Source organism: Nostocoides vanveenii, assembly GCF_039531165.1.
GTDB classification, from domain to species: Bacteria; Actinomycetota; Actinomycetes; order Actinomycetales; family Dermatophilaceae; genus Nostocoides_A; species Nostocoides_A vanveenii.
Map to the genome: position 1 here is coordinate 1 of NZ_BAAAPN010000018.1, position 23,665 is coordinate 23,665.

The 23,665-nt window shown below is 69.5% G+C and carries 21 protein-coding genes and 1 pseudogene; 17 read left to right on the forward strand and 5 right to left on the reverse strand.

The features are described 5' to 3' along the window. Positions 1 to 404: 404 nt before the first annotated feature. Positions 405 to 1,331, reverse strand: coding sequence for a hypothetical protein (locus ABD209_RS03380; RefSeq protein ID WP_344062117.1), 927 nt, complete (start codon positions 1,329 to 1,331; stop codon positions 405 to 407). Positions 1,332 to 1,655: 324 nt separating this feature from the next. Here ABD209_RS03380 and ABD209_RS03385 point away from each other — a divergent pair, with 324 nt between their 5' ends. From ABD209_RS03385 to ABD209_RS03450, 14 genes are all read left to right on the forward strand, one after another. Then, positions 1,656 to 2,990 carry a M50 family metallopeptidase gene (locus ABD209_RS03385; protein ID WP_344062120.1) on the forward strand — a complete coding sequence of 445 codons (1,335 nt, stop codon included), beginning with the start codon at positions 1,656 to 1,658 and terminating at the stop codon, positions 2,988 to 2,990. A 22-nt stretch (positions 2,991 to 3,012) separates the two neighbouring features. After that, complete coding sequence (locus ABD209_RS03390; protein ID WP_344062206.1) at positions 3,013 to 3,423, forward strand: YccF domain-containing protein; 411 nt, start codon at positions 3,013 to 3,015, stop codon at positions 3,421 to 3,423. 209 nt (positions 3,424 to 3,632) lie between these two features. Further along, positions 3,633 to 4,790, forward strand: a complete 1,158-nt coding sequence (ispG, locus tag ABD209_RS03395) for a flavodoxin-dependent (E)-4-hydroxy-3-methylbut-2-enyl-diphosphate synthase (RefSeq protein ID WP_324388150.1) — start codon at positions 3,633 to 3,635, stop codon at positions 4,788 to 4,790. A gap of 120 nt (positions 4,791 to 4,910) precedes the next feature. After that, positions 4,911 to 5,756, forward strand: coding sequence for a GNAT family N-acetyltransferase (locus tag ABD209_RS03400; RefSeq protein WP_344062125.1), 846 nt, complete (start codon positions 4,911 to 4,913; stop codon positions 5,754 to 5,756). Beyond that, positions 5,753 to 8,434 (forward strand): DEAD/DEAH box helicase, encoded by a 2,682-nt coding sequence (locus tag ABD209_RS03405; protein WP_344062128.1) that lies wholly within the window; start codon positions 5,753 to 5,755, stop codon positions 8,432 to 8,434. Before ABD209_RS03400 ends, ABD209_RS03405 begins: the two co-directional genes overlap by 4 nt. Before the next feature lie 214 nt (positions 8,435 to 8,648). Further along, positions 8,649 to 10,415, forward strand: coding sequence for a proline--tRNA ligase (locus ABD209_RS03410; protein WP_344062131.1), 1,767 nt, complete (start codon positions 8,649 to 8,651; stop codon positions 10,413 to 10,415). A 461-nt stretch (positions 10,416 to 10,876) separates the two neighbouring features. Next, positions 10,877 to 12,400, forward strand: a complete 1,524-nt coding sequence (locus ABD209_RS03415; protein WP_344062134.1) for a S8 family peptidase — start codon at positions 10,877 to 10,879, stop codon at positions 12,398 to 12,400. Beyond that, positions 12,381 to 13,133 (forward strand): HAD family hydrolase, encoded by a 753-nt coding sequence (locus tag ABD209_RS03420; protein ID WP_344062137.1) that lies wholly within the window; start codon positions 12,381 to 12,383, stop codon positions 13,131 to 13,133. The genes ABD209_RS03415 and ABD209_RS03420 overlap by 20 nt, the downstream gene beginning before the upstream one ends. Next, positions 13,130 to 13,900: a TSUP family transporter gene (locus ABD209_RS03425; protein WP_344062140.1), complete on the forward strand. Its 771-nt coding sequence runs from the start codon at positions 13,130 to 13,132 to the stop codon at positions 13,898 to 13,900. The genes ABD209_RS03420 and ABD209_RS03425 overlap by 4 nt, the downstream gene beginning before the upstream one ends. A gap of 72 nt (positions 13,901 to 13,972) precedes the next feature. Continuing rightward, on the forward strand, positions 13,973 to 15,439 hold the full coding sequence (locus ABD209_RS03430; RefSeq protein WP_344062142.1) for a ferredoxin reductase family protein: 1,467 nt from the start codon (positions 13,973 to 13,975) through the stop codon (positions 15,437 to 15,439). 16 nt (positions 15,440 to 15,455) lie between these two features. Further along, positions 15,456 to 16,037 carry an FMN-binding protein gene (locus ABD209_RS03435; protein ID WP_344062145.1) on the forward strand — a complete coding sequence of 194 codons (582 nt, stop codon included), beginning with the start codon at positions 15,456 to 15,458 and terminating at the stop codon, positions 16,035 to 16,037. Further along, positions 16,037 to 16,846 carry an FAD:protein FMN transferase gene (locus ABD209_RS03440; RefSeq protein WP_344062148.1) on the forward strand — a complete coding sequence of 270 codons (810 nt, stop codon included), beginning with the start codon at positions 16,037 to 16,039 and terminating at the stop codon, positions 16,844 to 16,846. The genes ABD209_RS03435 and ABD209_RS03440 overlap by 1 nt, the downstream gene beginning before the upstream one ends. A gap of 116 nt (positions 16,847 to 16,962) precedes the next feature. Beyond that, on the forward strand, positions 16,963 to 17,148 hold the full coding sequence (locus tag ABD209_RS03445; RefSeq protein WP_344062151.1) for a hypothetical protein: 186 nt from the start codon (positions 16,963 to 16,965) through the stop codon (positions 17,146 to 17,148). Next, positions 17,145 to 17,345, forward strand: coding sequence for a hypothetical protein (locus ABD209_RS03450; RefSeq protein WP_344062154.1), 201 nt, complete (start codon positions 17,145 to 17,147; stop codon positions 17,343 to 17,345). The genes ABD209_RS03445 and ABD209_RS03450 overlap by 4 nt, the downstream gene beginning before the upstream one ends. 150 nt (positions 17,346 to 17,495) lie before the next feature. Here ABD209_RS03450 and ABD209_RS03455 read toward each other — a convergent pair whose 3' ends face one another. Genes ABD209_RS03455 through ABD209_RS03470 form a run of 4 tightly spaced genes read right to left on the reverse strand, consistent with a single transcriptional unit; the run spans position 17,496 to position 21,311 of the window. Then, a complete protein-coding gene (locus ABD209_RS03455) occupies positions 17,496 to 17,699 on the reverse strand; it encodes a hypothetical protein (protein WP_344062156.1) in 204 nt (67 codons plus the stop codon). A gap of 4 nt (positions 17,700 to 17,703) precedes the next feature. Continuing rightward, positions 17,704 to 18,375: a peptide-methionine (S)-S-oxide reductase MsrA gene (gene msrA / locus ABD209_RS03460; RefSeq protein WP_344062159.1), complete on the reverse strand. Its 672-nt coding sequence runs from the start codon at positions 18,373 to 18,375 to the stop codon at positions 17,704 to 17,706. Positions 18,376 to 18,398: 23 nt separating this feature from the next. Continuing rightward, positions 18,399 to 20,405, reverse strand: a complete 2,007-nt coding sequence (locus ABD209_RS03465; protein WP_344062162.1) for a thioredoxin domain-containing protein — start codon at positions 20,403 to 20,405, stop codon at positions 18,399 to 18,401. A 21-nt stretch (positions 20,406 to 20,426) separates the two neighbouring features. Beyond that, complete coding sequence (locus ABD209_RS03470) at positions 20,427 to 21,311, reverse strand: DUF4439 domain-containing protein (RefSeq protein WP_344062165.1); 885 nt, start codon at positions 21,309 to 21,311, stop codon at positions 20,427 to 20,429. 106 nt (positions 21,312 to 21,417) lie between these two features. On the opposite strand from ABD209_RS03470, the gene ABD209_RS03475 reads away from it, so the two are divergent. From ABD209_RS03475 to ABD209_RS03485, 3 genes and pseudogenes are all read left to right on the forward strand, one after another. Beyond that, positions 21,418 to 21,921: a ribosome maturation factor RimP gene (locus tag ABD209_RS03475; protein ID WP_344062168.1), complete on the forward strand. Its 504-nt coding sequence runs from the start codon at positions 21,418 to 21,420 to the stop codon at positions 21,919 to 21,921. A 2-nt stretch (positions 21,922 to 21,923) separates the two neighbouring features. Then, positions 21,924 to 22,979, forward strand: a pseudogene (gene nusA / locus ABD209_RS03480) (transcription termination factor NusA); the annotation flags it as partial. Positions 22,980 to 23,235: 256 nt separating this feature from the next. After that, positions 23,236 to 23,628: a YlxR family protein gene (locus ABD209_RS03485; RefSeq protein WP_344062171.1), complete on the forward strand. Its 393-nt coding sequence runs from the start codon at positions 23,236 to 23,238 to the stop codon at positions 23,626 to 23,628. Positions 23,629 to 23,665: the final 37 nt, after the last annotated feature.

Consider the following 23,665-nt stretch of genomic DNA (forward strand, 5'->3'; position numbering starts at 1 on the left):
ACTGGTGCTGGAACTTCTACAACACCGACCGCCGCCACAGCGCCGCATCGATGATGTCACCCATCAACTACGAAAACGCTGCCCTCACCCCGAGAGCAGCCGCCTTAAGAGACAACCTCCACGATTCGGGGGGGAACCACAAACGGCCGGATCACCTCCAGCCACTGTGCCCACGGCAGCACGCCATCCATCAACTCCAGGAACTGCTCACGACGCGAAACCCGCCGCCGGTTCCCATACTCGACATCACTCAAACTCAGCTGCTCACCACGCACACAAGAATTCTCCCCGAGCCAGCCCTCCACGTCACCAGGACCGGCCGAGATCACCCGAATAGATCAGCGATTCCTTAACTGACCGGTAGGGGAGTAACAGCGGGCGGTATAGCGCGCGCTTTGACTCCCCTACCGACCGGTAACCCCTGAGAGCAGGGCGGTCACCAGCTGATGCGAGCCGTCCGGCGTGCCCGTCTCGTAGTAGGCCCGCAGGCCGTCCGGGGTCGAGACAACGCAGGCATACCGCAAGGCCACGCCGTATGCCGCCGGCACCGGCCCGGCGACCGCGCGCAACTCGCCGGGGCCCGCCCCGGCTGCCACCCCCGCGCGCTCGAAGAAGTTCTCGGCGGCGCTCGCGCGCCCGTCGTAGAGCGCGAGCCAGCCGTCCGGCGTGCGGAGCACCTCGGTGACCCGCGCGCCGCGCTGGTCCCAGGCACCAGCGGTGGCCTCCAGGGCGGGCCCGGCCAGCGTCCACGCCAGGCCGTCGTCGCTGGTCGCGAACCACGTGCTCATCCGGTCGGCCTCGTCGTCACCTCCGTCGAGGGGATGACGGCAGGCCCACATCAGCCAGCGGCCGTCGATCACCTGGACGACGACGTCCTTCCAGCCCTCCTCGTCATCGCCGGGCAACACGACCGTGCGCGTGCCCTGCGGCAGGTCGGCCACCGTGTCGGCGTCCAGGGCCTCGACCCACCAATGCTTCGACCCCACCGTCGAGCAACTGACATAGAGCCGCCAGCCGCCATCGGGGCGCTTGACCAGGGCCGGCCGTTCCAGCGACGCCGCCCCGAACTCCGCGCTGCTGACCCGCGCGACCTTGGCAAAAGTCAGGCCGCCGTCGGTGCTCTGAGCCAGCACATTCGCCAGCCCCCGGCCCGCGCCCTCGGGTGCCCGCAGGCGATAGGCGAGCCAGACATCCGGGCCGTCGACGACGACCGAGGGTCCCCCGACCCAGTTGCCCGGCCCTGGCGCAGGCGCCGGCACGACCACCTCCGGCGTCGCCGCCGCCAGGCGGCGCAGGAGTTCTTTCGGAGTCAGATCCGTAGTGGGGGGCATGACCCGCGATCGTATCGAGGGGCCACTCCCCCCCCGCCCGTCGGACCGCCCCGGCCGTCGGCGCCCGCAGCCGCCCTTTGGGGCCCGCAGCCGGCCCGGCGGCTGAGCGCCCACAGCCTTCCGCGGAGTCGCCCGGTGGGGCCCGGCCCGCGAGCGAGACTTCGCGTGGTCCTGAAGCGAAGCGGCAGGCGAGCTGCGAAGAGCGAGGCGGCCACGGCATACGGCAGTTACGCTGGACGCCACGGGGATTGATTCGCGCGCCCCGCGCGTTGGATGCGGTGGCGTCGCTGCCGCGGCGTCGTGGGAAGCCGGTGAGGACTGGTCATGCTGTATCTGCTCGGGGTGCTCATCGTCTTCATCGGCGTCGGTGCCTCCATCGCTCTGCACGAGATCGGCCACCTCGTGCCGGCCAAGAAGTTCGGGGTGCGCGTCCCGCAGTACATGGTCGGCTTCGGGCCGACGCTGTGGTCGACCAAGCGCGGCGAGACCGAGTATGGCGTCAAGGCCATCCCGCTCGGCGGCTACATCCGGATGATCGGGATGTTCCCGCCGCGCCCGGGCGACGACCCCGACTCGATCCGCGTCTCCAGCACCGGCCGGTTCACCCAGCTGCGCGACGAGGCCCGCAAGACCAGCCTTGCCGAGGTCCAGCACGGCGATGAAAATCGCGTCTTCTACAAGCTGCCCGCGCGCAAGAAGATCGTCATCATGCTCGGCGGTCCGGTGATGAATCTCCTCATCGCCGTCGCCGTCTTCACCGGCATCTTTACCTTGCACGGCATCACCGAGTCCTCGCCGGTGCTCTACTCGGTCTCCGACTGCGTCGACATCGCCAAGGCCGGTCAGCCCGGCGCGACCACGTGCACGCCTGAGATGCCGAAAGCACCCGCCAATCTCGCGGGCCTGAAGCCCGGCGACCGCATCATCTCCATCAACGGCGTCGCCCTGAAGACCTTCGACGACGCCCGCTCGATCATCCGGTCCAACGCCGGCAAACCGCTCGATGTCGTCCTCGAGCGTGCCGGGCAGACGATCACCGTCCACCCGGTCCCGATGTCGGTGCAGCTGCCGGTCTACGACAAGTACGGCGAACCGAAGAAGGCATCCGACGGCTCCTATGTCACCGAGCAGGCCGGTTTCCTCGGCGCCTCCGGCACCCCCGTCACCGTGCCGCAGCCACTCTCGGCCGTCCCCGGTCTGATCGGCGAGCAGGTATGGCGCACGGCCGGCGTCGTCCTGACCATCCCGCAGAAGATGGTCGGGATCACCAAGGCGGCCTTCGGCGACGGTGAGCGCGACGCCAATGGCCCCATCTCCGTCGTCGGTGTCGGCCGAGTCGCCGGCGAGGTCGCCGACGCGCACGAGATCAGCACGGGCGACAAGGGGGTCATGCTGGTCGCGCTGCTCGGCTCGCTCAACCTCGCGCTCTTCGTCTTCAATCTCATCCCGCTGCTGCCGCTGGACGGCGGCCACGTCGCCGGCGCCCTGTGGGAGGGCATCAAGCGCCGGGCGTTCAAGCTCACCGGTCGCGCCGACCCGGGCCCCGTCGATGTCACCAAGGCGCTCCCGGTCGCGTATGCCGTGGCGTCTGTGCTCATCGTCATGTCCGGCCTGCTCATGTATGCCGATATCGTCAACCCCGTCCGCCTGCGCGGCTGACCTGTCCTCGGGGGGATTTGACATCAAGACACTGCTCAACCTGATCTGGCTGGTTTGCGCCGGCCTCTGGCTCGCGCTGGGCTATCTATTCGCCGGCTTGATCATGTGCCTCTTCATCGTGACGATCCCATTCGGGATCGCGGCCTTCCGCATGGCGATCTTTGCTCTGTGGCCCTTCGGGAATGTCATCGTCGCCAAGCCGTCGGCTGGTGTCGGGTCCGGTCTGATGAATGTGGTGTGGTTCGTGCTCTGCGGCTGGTGGCTCGCGATCGGGCACATCGTCACGGCCATCGCCTGTGCGATCACGATCATCGGCATCTCGTTGGCCCTGGGGAATCTGAAGATGCTTCCTGTGAGCCTGGTGCCCTTCGGCAAGGACATCGTCCCGGTGGCCGGCCTCCGCACGGATCAGCGGCTGCTCTACCGAACCTGAGCCGAGGAGGCCGGCGTCTCCGCGCCGCCCTCTCACCCCGACACCGGTTTGGCGCCCCGACACCGGTTTGGACCGGTGTCGCGGGGGTTGAACCCGGGCACGCGTGGGCAACCGGTGTCCGGGTGGCGCACCCCAGTGGTCGGCGGCCCCACCGTCCGCGCGGGACGCGGCGGGTGGAAGCGGCATACGCCTAGGGGATAATCGATGACGTGACTGTCTCGCTCGGCCTGCCCGCGTTGCCCCCGCCCGTTCTCGCGCCCCGTCGCAAGACCCGCAAGATCAAGGTCGGCAAGGTCGAGGTCGGCGGGGATGCCCCGATCTCGGTGCAGTCGATGACCACGACCCTGACCAGCGATGTCAACGCCACGCTCCAGCAGATCGCCGAGCTCACCGCGGCCGGGTGCGACATCGTGCGCGTGGCCTGCCCGAGCCAGGACGACGCCGACGCGCTGCCGGCGATCGCGCGCAAGAGCAATATCCCGGTCATCGCGGACATTCATTTCCAACCCAAATATGTGTATGCCGCGATCGACGCCGGTTGCGCTGCCGTCCGGGTCAACCCCGGCAATATCCGGCAGTTCGACGACCAGGTCGCCGAGATCGCCAAGCGTGCGAAAGCCGCGGGCGTTTCGATCCGGATCGGCGTCAACGCCGGCTCGCTGGACAAGCGGCTGCTGGCCAAATACGGCAAGGCGACCCCCGAGGCGCTCGTCGAGTCGGCCGTCTGGGAGGCGAGCCTGTTCGAGGAGCACGACTTCCACGACTTCAAGATCTCGGTCAAGCACAACGACCCGGTCGTCATGGTGCGGGCCTATGAGTTGCTCTCAGAGCGCGGCGACTGGCCGCTGCACCTCGGCGTGACCGAGGCCGGGCCGGCCTTCCAGGGGACGATCAAGTCGGCGACCGCCTTCGGTGCGCTGCTCTCGCAGGGCATCGGCGACACCATCCGGGTCTCGCTGTCGGCGCCGCCCGTCGAAGAGGTCAAGGTCGGCATCCAGATCCTGCAGTCGCTCAACCTCAAGCCCCGCAAGCTTGAGATCGTCTCATGCCCCTCCTGCGGGCGCGCGCAGGTCGATGTCTACAAGCTGGCCGAGGAGGTCACCGCCGGTCTCGACGGGCTGACCGTGCCGCTGCGCGTTGCCGTCATGGGCTGCGTCGTCAACGGCCCCGGCGAGGCCCGCGAGGCCGACCTCGGGGTGGCCTCGGGCAATGGCAAGGGGCAGATCTTCGTCAAGGGTGAGGTCGTCAAAACTGTCCCGGAGAGTCAGATCGTCGAGACCTTGATCGAAGAGGCGATGCGTATCGCCGAAGAAATGGGTGAGCTTGAGGGCGAGGACGCCGGCAGCCCGACTGTCACCGTGAGGTGATGCCCGTCTGTCATTGTGGCGAGAAGCTCGACCCTCATCGTCGGGGGAATCGGCAAAGTGGCCGTCAATTCTGCCGTGGCTAAGCGTGACAGCGGTGCGCGGACACGGCAGGCTTGAGGCGTGCTGCGCACTCGGACCCCGACGCGGCTCCTGACCTCGTCCGACCGAGACGCCGTCCTGGAGTTGTGTGCCCGGCACCCCGCCGACAATGTCTTCCCCGCGGCCCGGATCCTCGAAGGTGCACTACTGTCGGCGAGCACCCCGGTCCTCGGCTACCACGAAGACGGCCAGCTTGCGGCGGTGTGCTTCGCCGGTGCGAATGTCGTTCCGGTGGAGACCGATTCGCGCGCCCGTATGGCGCTCGCCGACCGCGTCCGGCGCTGGCAGCGACGCACCGCGTCGCTGCTCGGCCCGGCCGATCAGGTCATGGGCCTGTGGGCGGACTTCGAGGGCCAATGGTCACCGGCGCGGTCGGTGCGCCCGGTCCAGCCACACCTGGCGACGAGTCAGTCGCCGCGCGCTTTCGGGGTGACGCCCGATCCGCGAGTGCGGCCGGCCCGCATGAGTGAATTGGACGCTGTGCTGGTCGCGGCCGAGCATATGTTCACGCACGAGATCGGCTACCCGCCGTATCGCGGCTCCGCCCGCGCCTACCGGGCGATCCTCGCTCGACTGATCGACCGCAGCCATACGTTTGTCATCATCGAGCGGGGCGAGGTGATCTTCAAGGCCGACGTGGGGTCGGCGGCGTTGGGGTGCGCGCAGATCCAGGGCGTGTGGGTGGCGCCGCGGCTGCGGGGGCAGGGTTTGGGCACCGTGGGAATGGCCGGGGTGGTCGAACACGTTCACGCCCTGATCGCCCCGACGGCGACCCTCTACGTCAACCACTTCAACACGGCCGCACGGGCCACCTACGAAAGGATCGGCATGCGCCAGATCGGAACCTTCGCGACGGTCCTGCTGTGACCGAGAAAAAGCCCCGCTGGAGCCCGGCCAAGAAGGCATCGGCGAAGAAGGCCCAGACCGAGAAGGCGAAGGGCAGGCCTGCCGGCAAGAAGTTCGGAGATGGCCCGCCCGCGAAGAAGCCGCGGTGGGTGGACGGCGCGCCCGCTCGCCCGGCGGCCGCCGATCGCGGCAAGCCGCGCTGGGCGCGCGACGAGGCAGCCGGCCGTGAGGGGGGCGGGCGCGTGCGCGATGCGCGTGGGTACAACCTCGCCGACAACACCTATCCCGGCCGGGACGACCGGGACCGTAGCGCTCGCTCGACCCTCGGCGACCGGAACGACCGGGGTGCCGGTGGGGGTTATCGGTCTCGCGAAGACGTCCCGTCCGCACGGGACGAGCGTGGTGGATACCGGGGCCGGGATGATCGCAATGCCGGCGGTGGCGGTTACCGGGGCCGGGATGACCGGCCGAGCTACCGGGACCGGGATGATCGCAACGCCGGCAGTGGCGGCTACCGGGGCCGGGATGACCGGCCGAGCTACCGGGACCGGGATGACCGCAAGTCCGGCAGTGGCGGGTATCGGGGCCGGGATGACCGGGCGAGCTACCGGGACCGGGATGACCGCAACGCCGGCAGTGGCGGGTACCGGGGCCGGGATGACCGGGCGAGCTACCGGGACCGGGATGACCGCAACGCCGGCACTGGCGGCTATCGGGGCCGGGATGACCGGCCGAGTGACCGGGACCGGGATGACCGCAAGTCCGGCAGTGGCGGTGGGTATCGGGGCCGGGATGACCGGCCGAGTTACCGCGACCGAGATGACCGCAGCGGGAGAAGTGGTGGTGGGTATCGGGGCCGCGACGAACGGCCGAGTGACCGGGACCGCGGCGATCGACCTCGCCACGGCGACCGTCGCAATGACGAGCGCTCTGGCGGGTACCGCAGTCGCGATGACCAGCCGTCCTCCCGCGACCGGGACGAGCGGCCGCGCGGCGACCGGCCGGCATACGGCAATCAGGGCGAGCGCCGCGACGACCGGAACCGGGGCCAGGACGACCGGCGCGACTTCCGGCAGCGCGACGATCGACCCGGCTATGGCGATCGCGGCCCACGCCGGCCGACCGGGCGCTACAGCGACGGCCCGCATCACGAGCCGCGTCCGGTGCGTGCAGACCGCGCGCGCGGGCAGTGGGGGGTCGACGCCAGTCGGCCCACGGACCGGGTCGTCAACGCGCCCGAGCGAGTCGCGTCGCCGGCCGACCAGCCCGACGCGATCACCGGCCCCGAAACCGCGAACCCGGTAGGGCCCGGAGCCGACTCTGCGCCGGCGACGAGTTCCAAGCCCGAGCCGCGCGGTGCGATCGAGCCCATGGCCGAATCCGCACCTTCGCCGGCGACCGGCACAGCGCCCGAGCCGCACGGCCCCAGCTTCGCCGACCTCGGGCTGCCCGAGGCGATCGTGAAAGCCCTTGCGGCACGGGGGATTCGATCGCCCTTCCCGATCCAGGCCGCAACCATTCCGGATGCGCTTGCGGCCAAAGACTTGCTCGGTCGCGGCCGGACCGGATCGGGCAAGACGATGGCGTTCGGCCTGCCGACCCTCGCTCGGCTCAGCCAGGGCCGCACCACCCCGAACCGTCCGCGCGCCCTCGTCTTGGTCCCGACTCGCGAGCTCGCGCTCCAGGTCGCCGATGCCCTCGAGCCGATCGCCCGCGCAGCCGGTGTCAGCCAGAAGGTCGTCGCCGGCGGCATGCCCTACCCGCCGCAACTGACTGCCCTCGACCGCGGGGTCGACGTGGTTGTCGCCACCCCCGGGCGCCTGCAGGACCTGATCGAACGCGGCGCCGCGATCCTTGACAATGTCGAGATCGTCGTCCTCGACGAAGCCGATCACATGGCCGACCTCGGCTTCTTGCCAGAAGTCACCGAGATCATGGATCTGGTGCCCGAGGGCGGCCAGCGGCTGCTCTTCTCGGCGACCCTCGATAAGGGGATCGACGAGTTGGCGCAGAAGTACCTCGTCGACCCGGTGACGCACTCGACGGACGACCCGACTGCGGCCGTCTCGACGATGGACCACCGGGTGCTCCTGATCGAGCCGTCGATGAAGAAGACATTGACCGCACAAATCAGCGGCCGGCCGGGCCGCACGCTGATCTTTGTGCGCACCCAACTGGGCGCCGACCGAGTGGCAAGTCAGCTGCGCGAGAGCGGGATTCTCGCCGGGCCGATCCATGGCGGGCTGAATCAGTCGGTGCGCAACAAGGTCCTCGAGGCCTTTAAGGACGGGCGCCTGCAGGTGCTCGTCGCGACCGATGTCGCCGCGCGCGGCATCCACGTCGACGACGTGACCCAGGTCGTTCAGGTTGACCCGCCGGCCGATCACAAGACCTATGTCCACCGGGCCGGTCGCACCGCTCGCGCCGGTTCCGAGGGCTCGGTCGTCACCCTTGCCCTGCCGCATCAGCGCAAGGGGATGGAGCGCATCATCGACGAGGTCGCCCTCTCGATCCGTCCGGAGCGTCTCGATGCGCGCTCCGCGGCGGACGAGGGCGTCGAACCGACCGGTGCGCCCGTCCCCGAGTCTGTCTGGCAGGACATCATCGCCCCCCGCCCGAACACCCGTTTCAAGGGCCGCGGTCGCGGCCCCGGCCGCCCCCGCCCCGACGGCGGCCTGCGCCCCCGCCGCCGCTTCTGACCTTCCCCCTGACCCACCCATTCCCGTCGAAAAGGACAAATCCCGACCGGCGAGCGCACAATTTTCTGGTCGAGTGTGCAGTCAAGCGCGCTCGTAGGCCCTCCTCGGCGCCGGCGGCCAGCCACGGCCGGAGCCGGGGTGAGGCGATAAAGGCGAGGAGGCGGCATACGGGCTGGAATATCCTTGGCCGACCCCCTTATCGAGGAGAACCCACGTGGCCATGCGCATGTCGTCCCTGTTCCTGCGAACCCTTCGCGAGAACCCGGCGGACGCGGAGGTGCCGAGCCACCAACTCCTGGTGCGGGCGGGCTACATCCGCCGCGTCAGCCCCGGCATCTACACCTGGCTGCCGCTCGGCCTGCGGGTCCTCAAGCGCGTCGAGACGATCGTGCGCGAGGAGATGGACGCGATCGGCGCCCAGGAGCTGCTCTTCCCCGCCCTGCTGCCCCGCGAGCCGTATGAAGCGACCGGACGCTGGACCGAATACGGCCCCAACGTTTTCCGGCTGAAGGACCGCAAGGACGGCGACTACCTGCTCGGGCCAACGCACGAGGAGATGTTCACCCTCGCGGTCAAGGACATGTTCAACTCCTACAAGGATCTGCCGGTCAGCCTCTACCAGATCCAGATCAAGTATCGCGACGAGGCCCGCCCGCGCGCCGGCATCCTGCGCGGCCGCGAGTTCGTGATGAAGGACAGCTACTCCTTCGACATCGACGACGCCGGGCTGGACAAGTCCTACCAACTGCACCGCGACGCCTATGTTCGGATCTTCGACCGGCTCGGCTTCCACTACGTCATCGTCCAGGCGATGGCCGGCGCGATGGGCGGCTCGAAGTCCGAGGAGTTCCTCGCGACCGCCGAGAACGGCGAAGACACCTATGTCCGCTGCCCCAGCTGCGGGTACGCCGCGAACGTCGAAGCCGTGCAGGTCCCCAGCCCCGATGCCGTGCCGTATGCCGATGCTCCCCCCGCGCACGTCGAGAACACTCCCGACACCCCCACCATCGACACCCTTGTGGCACATCTGAACTCGTCCTTCGCCCGCGCCGATCGCGAGTGGGCCGCGGGGGACACCCTCAAGAATGTCTTGGTGCTGCTGCGTCACCCGGACGGCAGCGCCGAGCCGCTGGCGATCGGGGTTCCCGGCGACCGTGAGGTCGACGAAAAGCGGCTCGCCGCCCAGGTCGAGCCGGCGGTGGTCGAGGCCTTCGACGAGGCGCAGTTCGCCGCCAATCCGGCGCTCGTCAAGGGCTATATCGGTCCCGGCTCGCTTGGCTCCGACGGGACGTCGGGGGTGCGCTATCTGCTCGATCCACGGGTGGTAGAGGGCACCGCGTGGGTGACCGGGGCTAACGAGCCGGGGCGCCACGTCATTGGTCTGGTCGCGGGTCGCGACTTCACCGCCGACGGCACCATCGAGGCCGCCGACGTGCGCCCAGGCGACGCCTGCCCCTCGTGTGGGCACGCCTTGGAGTCGGCGCGCGGGATCGAGATGGGTCACATCTTCCAGTTGGGCCGCAAATACGCCGAGGCGCTGGACCTGAAGGTGCTCGACGAGAACGGCAAGCTGCGCACCGTGACCATGGGCAGCTATGGCATCGGTGTCTCCCGTGCGGTCGCCTGCATCGCCGAGGGCAACAACGACGAGTTCGGCCTGATCTGGCCGCGGCACATCAGCCCCGCCGACGTCCACATCGTCGCGACCGGCAAGGACCCGGCGGTCTTCGAGTTCGCCGAGCAGCTGACTCGGGAGCTCGAGGCGGAGGGCGCGACCGTGCTCTATGACGACCGCAAGCAGGCCAGCCCGGGGGTGAAGTTCAAGGACGCCGAGTTGATCGGCGTGCCGACCATCGTCGTCGTCGGCCGCGGGCTCGCGGACGGGACGATCGAGATCAAGGACCGCCGCTCCGGCGAGCGCCGCGAGGTTGCCTCCGCCGACGCGGTCACCCAGATCCTGGCCGAGCTCGCCGCCCCCTGACCTGACCCCCACTCCCCGTCGAGAGGCCGGTTCAGCCCCGTCGAAAGGCCGGTTCAGCCCCGTCGAAAGGCCGGTTCAGCCCCGTCGAAAGGCCGGTTCGGGTTGTCAAGGCGGGTCTGAACCGGGCCGGAATTCCGGGCGCGCCACTCCAGCCCTGCCCGATGCTCGACCCACAAGCCAAAGCCGGCGCCGCAGCATACGTGCTCCCGAGGCAGGGTGGCGGCGGACTTCGCGCATCCACGCAACGATGCCCTAATGGCCGGGGGTTGGAAAGGTGCGGTACGGGCCTTCGCCGTTCGCTGACACGTCCAGTCGAGGTGGGCGTTGTCTGCCGGCAGCCGTCTCGTAGCGACATTGGCCGCGTCCGCCTGGACGGATCCGGGGGACCGTTAGCGCCGGGTTGCCCCCGGTCACGTGCGAGGGTGGCAGGGCGCCCGCGACCGCGGGCTTGAAGGGCACTCGTGAGACGTCCACGCACCACCCTTGCCATCGCCACGGCCGGTATGAAAGCGGCCGCAGGCACCTGCCTGGCCTTCACCCCGTCCACTGCCACCGCCGCTCCGTTGGGCGCGGCCACCACCTTCGTCGTGGTCCAGGGGGGTACCGGGACCGACAAGGCCGTCGCGGCCGTCGCCGCCGCCGGCGGCGAGGTCGTCCAGGAATGGCCGCAGATCGGTGTCGTCATCGCCCGTGCGGCCGATGACACCTTCGATGACCAGGCGCGCACCCGGCCGGGGATTGTCGCTGCGGGCCCGACCAGGGCATTGCAGCCGATCGCGCCGGCCGCAGGGATCGTGCCGGACGGCACAGTCCAGGGTTTCGCCCCTGGCACCAGCGGGGGCGACGACACCACCGAGCCGCTCAATGCCGAGCAGTGGGACATGCGCCAGATCAAGGCCGATCAAGCGCACGAACTCACCGACGGCAACCGAGACGTCGTGGTCGGCGTGCTCGACTCGGGCATCGAAGCCGATCATCCCGACCTCGCCGCCAATGTCGACGCGAGCCTGTCGGTCGGCTGCACCAATCAGGGCCGGCCCGACGCCTCGCCCACCGCCTGGCAGCCCACCACCTCCGATCACGGCACCCACGTCGCCGGGACGATCGCTGCCGCACGCAATGGTGTGGGCATCATCGGCGTGGCTCCCAATGTGCGTCTCGCCTCGATCAAGGTCGTCGACGACCACGGGTACATCTACCCCGAATACGCGATCTGCGGCTTCGTGACCGCGGCCGACAAGGGCATCGATGTGACCAACAACAGCTACTTCATCGATCCGTATTACCTGTGGTGCAAGGCCGACCTCGACCAGCGTGCGGTCGTCACGGCGGTCGAGCGGGCACTGAAGTACAGCGAGAAGAAGGACGTCGTCAGCGTTTCGTCCGCGGGCAACAGCGCCTGGGACCTGAGCAAGCCGATCACCGACACCGGCAGCCCGGACAATGTCGATGACCCGGAGCCCCGCTTCACCGATCACCGGTGCTATGACATGCCCACCGAGGTGGACAACACCGTCAGTGTCTCCTCCGTGGGCCCGACGGCGGTCAAGTCGTACTACAGCAACTACGGTCGCAATGTCATCGACGTCACCGCCCCCGGCGGCGACTCCCGCGTGCCCTCGGCAACGCCGAGCCGCAACGGACGCATCCTGTCGACCGTGACGAATGGCGGGTGGGGCTGGAAGCAGGGCACATCGATGGCCGGCCCGCATGTGGCCGGAGTCCTCGCGCTCATCCGTGGCACCGACACTGGCCTGAAGGCCAAGCAGGCGATCAACGTCCTCGAACGTGAGGCCGACCAACTCGCGTGCCCGACGTTCTACGACGCCAACCGCGACGGTGTCAACGACGCCACCTGTGAGGGCAAGAAGACCGGCTCTGGCTACTACGGTGCCGGCCACTCGACGGGTCTGAACCGGCCACTCGACGGGTCTGAACCGGCCACTCGACGTCTAAGGTTGCGGGGTGACGAGCGAGCCCATTGACGCGGTGATCTTCGACTGGGGTGGCACGCTGACCCCGTGGCACCCGGTCGACATCGGCGAGCAGTGGCGGGTGTATGCCCGCGAGATCCACGGCATACCGCTCGACTCGTCCGACATCCCTGAGGCCGATCTGCAAGCGGCCCACGATCTCGCCGACCGGATTCTTGCCGCCGAGGACGAGGCGTGGGCCCGCGGCCGTACCGCGCACGAGAGCGCCCATATCGACGACATTCTCGCCGCGGCCGGCCTCGATCCCGAGAACGACAAGCAACTTCTCGCGCTCGCCGCCTACCGGCGCTTTTGGGAGCCGCACACCTTCACCGATCCCCACGTGCGCCCGCTCTGGGAGGGCCTGCACCAGCGCGGGATCCGCGTCGGGGTGCTGTCGAACACCATCTGGACGCGCGACTACCATCGCTCGGTCTTCGCCCGCGACGGCGTCCTGGACCTCATCGACGGCGACGTCTACTCCTCCGAAATCCACGTCGTCAAACCCCACCGCGAGGCCTTCGAGGCAGCCCTCGCCGCAGTCCGCGTGCAGGCCCACCGAGCCGTCTATGTCGGCGACCGGCTCTATGAAGATGTCCACGGGCCGCAGCAGATCGGCATGCGCGCCATCTGGATTCCGCACTCGGACATCCCACTGGTGCAACAGGTTTCGGTCGATGCGACCCCCGACGCCACGGCCCACGAACTCCTCGACATCCTCAAGATTATCGACGGGTGGGCGTGAGCGAGGTCCCCTCCGAGGTCTGGCTCGGCCTGGCCGCCGTGCTTGCCGGCTGGATCGATGCCGTCGTCGGGGGCGGTGGCCTGATCCAGTTGCCGGCCCTGCTGCTCGGCGTCCCCGGCGCCAGCCCCGCCCAGGTCCTCGCAACCAACAAGTTCGCCTCGGTCTGGGGCACCGGCTCCAGCGCGCTGACCTACTACCGCCGGATCAAACCCGACCTGCGCACCGCCGTGCCCATGGCCGTGGTCGCCTTCGTCGGCTCCGCCGGCGGCGCGATCATCGGCCTGCACATCCCGAAGTCCGCCTTCAACCCGATCATCCTCGTGATGCTCGTGCTCGTCGGCACCTATACCCTGCTGCGGCCCGACCTCGGCTCGGTGACGGCCCTGCGGCACAGCGTGGCGCGGCACACCGCCTTGGCCATGCTTACCGGCTTCCTCCTCGGCGTCTATGACGGCGCACTCGGGCCTGGCACCGGCTCCTTCCTCGTCTTCGCTCACGTCGGCCTCCTCGGTTACGCCTTCCTCGAGGCCAGCGCCAAGGCCAAGATCGCCAATGTCGCGACGAACTTCGGCGCGCTGGCCGTCTTCGCCCCGGGCGGTCATGTGCTGTGGCATCTGGGCGCGATCATGGCCGTCTGCAACCTCGTCGGCGGTTATCTGGGCGCCCGCACCGCGGTCGCCCGCGGGTCCGGATTCGTCCGTTCGGTCTTCGTCGTCGTAGTGAGCGCCTTCGTCATCCGGCTCACCTGGCAACTGCTGACCAGCTGACCGCGACAGTTCGTGGCGCCGCCATGGGGTGCCCACAGCTTGCCCACAGGAACCGGCCCGAGATTTGCTGGTATGACGATCACCGCCCCCGCGACGACAGCCAACGCGAGCGCGCACCCACCCTTCCAGTGGGCCGCCAGCACGCGCCCGTCGGGCGCCGCGCGCCCGGCGGCTCCCGCTCCGCTACGCCGCGTTCCCACCTGGTGGCGTGACGCCTCCGGCGCGGCGATGTGGGCCCTGCTGCTCTTCGTCAGCGCCTTATGGGTCAAGGGCGGCGGGCTGCAAGACGTGGGCACGGTGGCCGGGTTCCTGACCTCCTTCGGCCGCCTCACCGGTCTGATCGCCTCGGCTCTGCTGCTGGTCCAGGTCTTCCTCATGGCGCGGGTGCCGTGGTTCGAGAGGGCCTGGGGACAGGACGAGCTCGCGCGCACCCACCGCCTCGTGGGCTTCACCTCCTTCAACTTGATGCTCGCCCACGTCGTCTTGATCACCCTCGGGTATGCCGCCGCCTCACCCCAGGGCCTGTGGGGCACCATCGTCGACTTCACCCTCAACTATCCCGGGATGCTGCTGGCCATCGCCGGCACCCTTGCGCTGATCATGGTCGTGGTCACCTCGGTCAAGAAGGCCCGCGCCAAGCTGAGGTACGAGTCCTGGCACCTGATTCACCTATACGGCTATCTCGGCGCCGGTCTCGCGCTCCCGCACCAACTCTGGACGGGCGCGGACTTCCTCTCCTCCCGCCTGGCGACCGTCTGCTGGTGGAGCGCGTATGCCGCGTGCCTGGCCGCCGTGCTCATCTGGCGGGTCGCTGTGCCCTTCGTCCGCACCCGCCGGTCGGCGCTGCACGTCGTCGGCGTCCGCGCCGAGACCCCCGACGTCACCACGGTGACCTTGCGTGGCCGCGGCCTGAATCGACTTGGGGCACAAGCCGGTCAGTTCTTCAACTGGCGCTTCCAGGACGGCCCCGGCTGGACGCGCGCCAACCCCTACTCCCTCTCCGCGGCCCCCACCGACGATACCCTGCGGATCACCGTCAAACACCTCGGTGACGGCAGCGCCCGGCTCGCCGACCTCGCCGTCGGCACCAAGGCCGTCATCGAGGGCCCGTATGGCCGCCTCCACCCGGGGACCAGGACCCGCACCAAGGTCGCGCTGCTGGGTGCCGGCATCGGGATCACCCCGATGCGCGCGCTTCTCGAGGCGCTCCCGCAGGGCAGCGACGACGTGAGCGTTATCCACCGCGTGAGCACCCGCGACGATCTCGTCCTCGGCGATGAGTTGGATGCTCTCGCCCGCGAACGAGGCGCGCGATATGTCGTGGTGGAAGGGCGCCGCATACCGGGCCGGGAGACCTGGCTGCCGGCGCAAGCGGCGCACCTGAGCGATGTCGACGCCCTGCGTCAATTCGTCCCGGACATCGCCGAGCGCGACGTCTACATCTGCGGTGCCCCCGCCTGGATGGACGCAGCCAAGGCGGCGGCGCTGGGGGCCGGCGTTCCGGCGGCAGCCATCCACGTCGAATACTTCACCTACTAAAGGACATCCCAGCGCCATGCGACGAATCACCTTGTGGCTGATGAGCACCATCTCGGCGCTCGTCCTCCTCTTCAGCTATCCCACCTCAACCAGCGCCAAGACCAAGACCGCCGTGGAGGCGGAAGCCCCGCTGACCGAGTCCGCGTCCGGCTCGTCCGACGCGACATCGAGCGACTCGACCGCCGGCAGTTCGTCAGCGGACAACTCAACGAATGGCACTGCCGGTCAAGGGGATTCGCCGGCGAGCGAAGCATCGACCCCGTCGTCGAGTTCGAGTTCGTCGAGCGCCAGTTCGAGCGGGTCGGGGTCCAGCAGCAACGCGGCCAAGACCTACACCGGCGATGAAGTGATGACCCGCTGGGGCCTGGTCCAGGTCCAGATCACCGTCGCGAACGGCAAGATCACCAAGTCCGGAGTCACCCAGATCCCGTGGGACAACCCGCGCGACCAGCAGATCAACTCGTATGCCGTTCCCGTCCTCAACGACGAAGTGATCACGGCCCAGAGCGCGAGCATCGACATGGTCTCTGGCGCGACCGTCACCTCGAACGGCTATATCCAATCCCTCCAGTCCGCGATCGACCAGGCCCACCTCTGATGAGCACCGTCACCCAGCCCCTGCCGGCCATGACGCATGCCGTCACTCCGGAGCCGCAGCGCGGCGCCACCGTGATCGGGCGCAAGGCTTTCGTCGAGATGATCATGGGGATGCCGATTTCCTTGCACGTCAAGGCGATCGACCCCGAGCGAGCCGATATCGCCGCGGCCGCGGCCAATGCCTTCGCCACCCTGCGTCGCGTCGATGACCTCTTCAGCATGTGGCGCGCCGACTCGGAGCTGCGGCGGCTCCAGGCCGGTGCGATTACCCCTGGGGAGTGCCACGAGTGGCAGGCCGAGGTGCTCGATCTGTCGTTGGCCGCCGAGGAAGCGACGGATGGGTTGTTCACGGCGTGGTTCGCGCGCGAGGCGGGGCGGCCGTCATACGACCCGACCGGGCTGGTCAAAGGCTGGGGGGTCGAGCAGGCAGCTGCGCACCTGCGCACCGTCCCGGGCATCTCCTTCTGCCTCAGCGCCGGCGGCGACATGGTCGTCGGCGTCGGCCGTGGGATGCGGGGCATCGCGCCCACCTGGCGGATCGGGATCGAGGACCCACGCGGGCCGGGGCGGATCGCCGCCACGGTCGAACTGACCCAAGGTGCGGTGGCCACGTCCGGAGCGGCTGCCCGCGGGGCACACATCGTCGATCCCGGCACGGGGGAGCGAATCGCTCGCCCGGGGTCGACCACGGTCGTCGGGCCGGACCTGATGTGGGCCGATGTGTGGGCCACCGCGGCCTACGTCGATCCGGCGGCCGCCCGCGAGCGGCTGGTTGCGACTACGCATGACTACGCACTGACGGTGCTCTGAATACGTAGAGTCGCGGCGCTTCTTGACCGTCGTGGCCCGCGAGTCCGCGGCTTGTCGTTGCCACACTTGACGGGCAGCGGGGTCACCGGCCCCGCCTGACGGAAAGGACGCCGCTGATGAGCGTCGAGACCGGATTGGCGGTGACCGGCCTGCTGGCCGCGATCTATGGGGTCGGCTTCGCCTTCGCCCCGAAGGTGGTCGACTGGCCGCGCTACGAACGCCCGTATGTCCTGGGTGGCTCGGTCCTCGTGCTGCTGGCCGCCGTCTTCCTCGTCATCATGCCGTGGATGGGGACCCGATGAGCAAGGACCAGCGCCGCGGAATCGTCGGCATCGTCGCCGTGCTCTACGGCCTGGGAGTCGCCTTCGGCCCCAACCTGGTCGACAACGACGGATTATGGAAGCTCTGGCTGGCCATCGGCGCCTTCGTCGTCGGCGCCCTCTGGCTGGCACTGATGGTCCTGCCCTGGGCCCAGGCCCGCACCGACCGCCCGTCCTGACCCCTCGGGGCGACAGCTTTCCCGCCCGATGCCACAAACCCCTTGTTCGCACCGGCAGCGCTAGCGAAGCGAGCCTGGTGCCGGTGGGCGGTCAGCGCCGAGCGCAGCGAGGTTCGCTGCCTTCCCCCATGTCGAGCGAACCAGGGGTGCCTACGGCGAGTTCTCGGCGAGGAGCGGCGTGAATCCGTTGCACGCGATGACCGGCAGCCGGGGATAGCGCGGGAAGCGCGGATCGGTCGCAGCCAAGCCGCAGCGCAGATAGGTCGTGCCCTTGCGGGTCGGCCGGATCAGCGCGCGCGCGCACTCGCCACACAGACCTGCGATCTCCCGCATGTCCGAGCGCCGCTGGTCCATGGAACTACTCCGGGCGACCAGGCAGAATGTCTTGCTGCGCAGGCAGATTCGCGATGCCGATGGGGCAGGTCAGCCCATTCGGGCCGTGGTTGCAGTAGCCCCCGGGGTTCTTGTGGAGGTACTGCTGGTGATAGTCCTCGGCATACCAGAAGGGGCCGACCTCGGCGGCCGGCGCGAGTTGCGTAGAGATTGTCCCGGCCCGCACCTTGTCCAACTCACCCTGGAACGCTGCCGCCGTCGCCCGCACCGCGGCCTCCTGCTCGGGCGTCGTCCAATAGATCGCGGACCGGTATTGCGTCCCGACATCATTGCCCTGCCGGTTCGCGGTCGTCGGGTCGTGGTTCTCCCAGAAGGCCTTGAGGATCTCGGCCGGGCTGATGCGCGCCGGGTCGTAGGCCACGAGCACCGACTCGGTGTGCCCGGTCTGCCCGGTGCACGTCTCCTCGTAGGTCGGGTTGGGCGTGAAACCACCCAAATACCCGGCCGCCGTCGTCACTACCCCGGGCAGCCGCCACATGATCCGCTCGGCGCCCCAGAAACACCCCATCGCGACATAGAGCACCTCGGTGCCCGCCGGCCACGGTCCTTCCAGCGGCGTCCCCAGTACCTCGTGCCTGGCGGGCACCACGAACGGCCGCTCCGCACGACCGGCTAGCGCGGTCTGGGCGGTGGGCATGGGCTTGACCTGGCGTCCGAACATCATGTCCGGTCCCAACCATTTCCCGCCGCCCCGGATTCCCGCAGCCCCCGCTCCAGGTCTGCGACCGCCGTCACCGGCGCGTCACAGACGAACTGCCGACAGACGTATGCCGTTGCCTCGCCACCGACCGCCACTCGCCCCGCGAGCAGCGGCACCGCCTCGTCCGCCTCAGCACCGTAGGCCAGCACCAACCCGGGGGAGGGCGAGCCCGCGACCGTGTCGATCATCTCGCGCGCCACCGGTCCCGAGCCGACGACGGCGACCTGCAGCGGGCCGGCAACCACGGCCTCCGCTGCCGCCAGGGTCCACCCGCCGAATCGCGGATTGTCCACGGCGAGAGCGCCGTTCTGCGCGATCAGCGCTTCTGCAGCCGCTCGCAGATCGGCCCGCTCGGTCAACGCCGACAGGGTGAGCAAACCCATGGCGAGCGCCGAAAGTCCGGACGGCTCGGCATTGTCGGCGCCGGCCGGGGGAGTCAGATAGAGCGCCTCACCGTCCTTGGGCTGCTCGGCCCAACCGTCGGCCCGCCGGAAAAGATCACCGGCGGTGTCGGCCAATCCCGTTGCCGCGCTGAGCCATTCGGCCCGGCCGTCGGCTTGGTAGAGCTGGCACAGTCCTTCGATCAGGTTGCCGTAGTCGTCCGCCTGCCCGGGAGCCGTGCTGAGCTGGGCCCCGCGCGAGACCCGAACCAGGCGCCCGTCGACCACCTGTCGGGCGATTAGTTGCTCGGCGCAAACTTCAGCTGCATCAACATAATCGGGGCGCCCGAGCACGCGGCCCGCGATGCTCAATGCGGCGATCGCCAGCCCGTTCCAGGACGCCACCACCTTGTCGTCGCGCGCGGGCTGGGGGCGCGCTGCGCGAATCGTCCGCAGCCGCTCTCGGATGCCGGCGTACCAGTCGGAATCCGCTGCGTCGCAGCGATATTGGAGCGTCGACGCCCCATGCTCAAAGGTCCCGCGGGCGGTCACCGTGAAGACGTCCGCGGCAGCAGCCCCGTCAGCCGCGCCGAGAGCGGCGGTCAACTCCGCCGGCGTCCAGACATAGGTCAGGCCCTCGATTCCTTCGGTGTCCGCATCCAGAGCGGCCGCGAACATGCCCTCCGGCGTGCGGAGATCGGCGAGCAGGAAGTCGGCCGTCTCGGCGGTCACCCGCCGGGCGAACTCGCCGCCCCCCTGGCGCGTCCACTCGGCATAGACACGCAGCAGCAATCCATTGTCGTACAACATCTTTTCGAAGTGCGGGACCACCCAATCGGCGTCCACGCTGTAGCGCGCGAAACCGCCGCCGAGCTGGTCGTACAGGCCGCCCCGGGCCATGGCCACGCACGTCGCCGCGACCATGGCCGACGATTGCTCACTCCCGGTCCGGGCCGCGTGACGCAATAGGAAGGCGAGCACCATCGACGGCGGGAACTTCGGCGCGCCGCCGAATCCCCCTCGCGCGGAATCGAATTGCCCCAGCAGAGCTCCGGCCGCCCGATCAAGCGCCGCTGCCTCGACGACCACCGCCCGGACGGGCTGGGTGTGGGCCTGCAACTGCTGGGCGACGTTCGCCCCACTGGCGAGGACATCGTCGCGCCGGTTCGTCCACGCCTGCCCGGCCTGAGCGAGGAGGGAAAGGAACTGGGCCCGAGGGAAATACGTCCCGGCGAAGAAGGGCTCCAGGTCGGGTGTGAGCAGGCAGGTCATCGGCCAACCGCCTCGCCCGGTCATCGCCGTTGTCGCGGTCATATAGGCGGCGTCGACGTCCGGGCGCTCCTCGCGGTCGACCTTGATCGAGACGAACCCCGCGTTGAGCGTCGCCGCAACGCCCTCGTCCTCGAAGGACTCATGCGCCATCACATGGCACCAATGGCACGCGGCGTAGCCCACCGACAACAGGATGGGGACATCACGCCGCCGCGCCTCGGCGAAGGCCTCCGGTCCCCATTCCCACCAGTCGACCGGATTGTCCGCGTGCTGCAGCAAATACGGGCTTGTTGCGCCGCTGAGCCGGTTGGTCATGGGAGAGATCCTCGCGGAAAATCAGGTCAACCCCGGGAAGGCGGCCAGGTCGGCGCCCCAGCGGGACTGCAGCTGCGCCGAGGCGGCCAGCCAGTCGGTCAGGGTGAGCAGTGCGGGCGGGGCGTCCGCGACGGTGGGGAGTTGCCCGGCATACGCACGCGTCAGGGCATCGAGCAAGTGCCCGACCAGCCGCTTCGCGCTCGCGTTGTCGGTCACCGTCAGCGGCAGCCCGTATGCCGTGGGCGTCGGCGGCGTCTGGGCCCCCAGGAGCGCTTCCTGCGCCATCACCAACCCCCGCAAGGTATGCAGCGTGCTCACCCCCCGCTCCCGCGTTGCGTCCGTGGACCGCGCTGCGGCCACCTCCACGCCGTAGACCGCGGCCCTGCTCGCGGCCAGCACGGCGAGAGCGGCCGGGGTGTCGAGCGCGGCGGGTGCCGGGGCAGGCGTCTGCCAGGTCTTGTCCAGCTTGCCGGCGAGCACGGTCCGGGACGCCGCCAACGAGGCAAGCATCGGCCGCAAGGCCACCTCGGCGAGGGCGAGCACATCGTGGGCCGCGGTGACCGACGCGCCCGCGAGGGCGGCCACCTCCGCCGTGCCCGACTCCGCCCCGGCAAGCTTGTTGGCCGGCACGCCGCGCTCGCGCAGGGCGCTGTCCAGGACGCGCGCCTGCTGATCCAGCGCTGCCCCGAACCCGGCCACCTTCGGCAGCAGGGCCACGCCAGCAGCGAGCGCTTGCGTCCCCAACAGCAGCCCCACCAGCGCGTCCTCGCCGGCGATCGGCGTGCGCGCCGGCACCAGTGGCACACGCGGCGCGTCCTCCTCGAGGTGAATCCCGCACGCCGTCAGCGTCCCCAACGCGAGCACACCGAGGGCGGCGCGCCGGGCCATCGGTGAGCGGGCGGTCATACCGGCGATCCTCGCACGCGAGTGCGAGCACGACGGGGATCGATCGGGGCTGCCGCGTCGTTGTCCCATAGAGTGGCCAGCTACAAGTGGAAAAGGAGCCCGGTCGATGTCTGCCACCCCCAAGGTCCGCGACGTCGTCGCGACTGCGCTGACCGACCCCGGAATCGTCCTCGACGATGTCACGGTGAGCGTGGCCGGCAAGCGCAAACTCGTCCGGGTCACTCTCGACATGCTCCCCACGATCAACGCCGACGGCTCGACCGACGAGCCCACGCCCGCCCTCAGCCTCGATGACGTGGCCGATCTCTCGCGCGCCATCAGCGACGCCCTCGATCGCGACGAACCTTTCGGGGGAGCTGCCTACGTCCTCGAGGTCAGCTCACCAGGCGTCGGCCGTGCCCTGCGCGAGCCGCGACACTACCGGCGCAATGTGGGCCGCCTGCTGAACGTGACGTCTGCGGGAGCCACCCGCACCGGCCGCATCCTGCGCGCCGATGAGACCCAGGTCGTCGTCGAGATCGACGAGACCCCCACGACCATTGCGTATGCCGAGGTGGAGCGCGCCGTCATCGACGTCGAGTTCGCGAGCACCCAGGAAGGAAGCGAATAGCCATGGACATCGGTCTGGCCGACCTGCGCGCCCTTGAGGCCGAGCGGGGCATCTCCTTGGAGATCCTCATCCCCGCCATCGAGAAGGCCCTGCTCACGGCATACGAGCACACCGACGGGCACTATCGGCACGCGCGCGCCGAACTCGACCGCAAGAGCGGACACGTCACCATCTGGGCCCGCGAGGGCTTCGAGGTCCCCAATGACGAGCCCGAGGCGTTCGACGACGAGGGCGAGCCCTTGCCGCGCCGGGCGACCCGGGTGGAGTTGGGCCCGGAGTTCGACCACACCCCGCAGGATTTCGGGCGGGTGGCGGCGGCCACGGCCCGCAATGTGATCCTGTCGCGGTTGCGCGAGGTCGAGGACGACAACATCCTCGGCGAGTTCAAGGGACGCGAGGGCGACATCGTTGCCGGCGTCATCCAGCAGAACTCCAACCCGCGCAATGTCCTGGTCAGCTTCGGCAGCGTCGAAGGCATCCTCCCGGCGGCCGAGCAGGTGCCGGGGGAGATCTACAAGCACGGCGACCGCATCCGCTGCTATGTCGTCACCGCCAAGCGCGGCCTGCGCGGCCCCCAGATCGAGCTCTCGCGCACCCACCCCAACTTGGTGCGCAAGCTGTTCGCGCTCGAGGTCCCCGAAGTGGCCAATGGCACCGTCCAGATCGCCTCGCTCGCCCGCGAGGCCGGGCACCGCACCAAGATCGCGGTTTTCGCCACCGTCCCCGGCCTCAACGCCAAGGGCGCGTGCATCGGCCCGATGGGGGCGCGGGTGCGCGCCGTGATGGCCGAGTTGGGCGGCGAGAAGATCGACATCGTCGATTTCAGCGAGGACCCGGCCGAGTTCGTCGCGTCCGCTTTGTCGCCGGCCCGCGTGCAGTCGGTGACGATCGTCGACGCGGACGCGCGTAGCGCGCGGGTGATCGTCCCCGACTACCAACTGAGCCTGGCGATCGGTCGCGAGGGCCAGAATGCCCGCCTCGCCGCGAAGCTGACCGGCTGGCGCATCGACATCGTGCCCGACGTCGAGAGCTCCGCGGCCGGTGGCGGCACGCGCCCGCATCACGGCACCGTGCCGGAGCCCGAGCGAAGCGGCCCGCGCGGCGGCGGCTCCCGTATGCCGCGTGGCGATGCCCCGGATCGCGGACCGCGTGGCGACGGCCCCCGTATGCCGCGTGGCGATGCCCCCGATCGCGGCCCCCGTGGCGACGGCCCCCGTATGTCGCGCGGGGACGGTTTCGACCGCGGCCCCCGCCGGGACGCTCCCGGGCGCGGAGCGCCGGGCTCGGCGCCCGGCCGGCCGACGACCCGCTAGAATGGGCGGGACCGACCGGACTGGACTCCGGCGCCGGTCATCCGAAAGCGTCGCGGGCCCGGTCCGTACGTGTGTCGGGTGCCGGCAACCGGATAGCTGGTCGGCCCTTCTGCGCATCGTTGCGGGAACGAGCGATCAGGGTCACCCGATTCTGTTGCCCGATCCCGCGCGGCGGATGCCGGGCCGCGGCTGCTGGCTGCACCCGAGATCCGAATGCCTCGCCAAGGCCCTCCGCAAGAGGGCCTTTCCCCGGGCGCTTCGCTACGGCGGGCCGCTCTCGGAAAGCCTGGTCACGGCATACGTAAATGACGCTGAGCAGTCGAACGCACAACCACCACCCACCAGACCGAAAGCGGGATTCCGCGATGAGCATCCGATGAGCACTCAGAAATGAGTTCCCCCCGGCTGTGACAACGGTCCGCTCCTTGACT

Bases quoted from the DNA above. Each gene is read 5' to 3' on its own strand.
- ABD209_RS03380 (WP_344062117.1), bottom strand. From the start codon at position 1,331: ATGCCCCCCACTACGGATCTGACTCCGAAAGAACTCCTGCGCCGCCTG.
- ABD209_RS03385 (WP_344062120.1), top strand. From the start codon at position 1,656: ATGCTGTATCTGCTCGGGGTGCTCATCGTCTTCATCGGCGTCGGTGCC.
- ABD209_RS03430 (WP_344062142.1), top strand. From the start codon at position 13,973: ATGACGATCACCGCCCCCGCGACGACAGCCAACGCGAGCGCGCACCCA.
- ABD209_RS03435 (WP_344062145.1), top strand. From the start codon at position 15,456: ATGCGACGAATCACCTTGTGGCTGATGAGCACCATCTCGGCGCTCGTC.
- ABD209_RS03440 (WP_344062148.1), top strand. From the start codon at position 16,037: ATGAGCACCGTCACCCAGCCCCTGCCGGCCATGACGCATGCCGTCACT.
- ABD209_RS03445 (WP_344062151.1), top strand. From the start codon at position 16,963: ATGAGCGTCGAGACCGGATTGGCGGTGACCGGCCTGCTGGCCGCGATC.
- ABD209_RS03450 (WP_344062154.1), top strand. From the start codon at position 17,145: ATGAGCAAGGACCAGCGCCGCGGAATCGTCGGCATCGTCGCCGTGCTC.
- ABD209_RS03455 (WP_344062156.1), bottom strand. From the start codon at position 17,699: ATGGACCAGCGGCGCTCGGACATGCGGGAGATCGCAGGTCTGTGTGGC.
- msrA (WP_344062159.1), bottom strand. From the start codon at position 18,375: ATGCCCACCGCCCAGACCGCGCTAGCCGGTCGTGCGGAGCGGCCGTTC.
- ABD209_RS03465 (WP_344062162.1), bottom strand. From the start codon at position 20,405: ATGACCAACCGGCTCAGCGGCGCAACAAGCCCGTATTTGCTGCAGCAC.
- ABD209_RS03470 (WP_344062165.1), bottom strand. From the start codon at position 21,311: ATGACCGCCCGCTCACCGATGGCCCGGCGCGCCGCCCTCGGTGTGCTC.
- ABD209_RS03475 (WP_344062168.1), top strand. From the start codon at position 21,418: ATGTCTGCCACCCCCAAGGTCCGCGACGTCGTCGCGACTGCGCTGACC.
- ABD209_RS03485 (WP_344062171.1), top strand. From the start codon at position 23,236: ATGGGCGGGACCGACCGGACTGGACTCCGGCGCCGGTCATCCGAAAGC.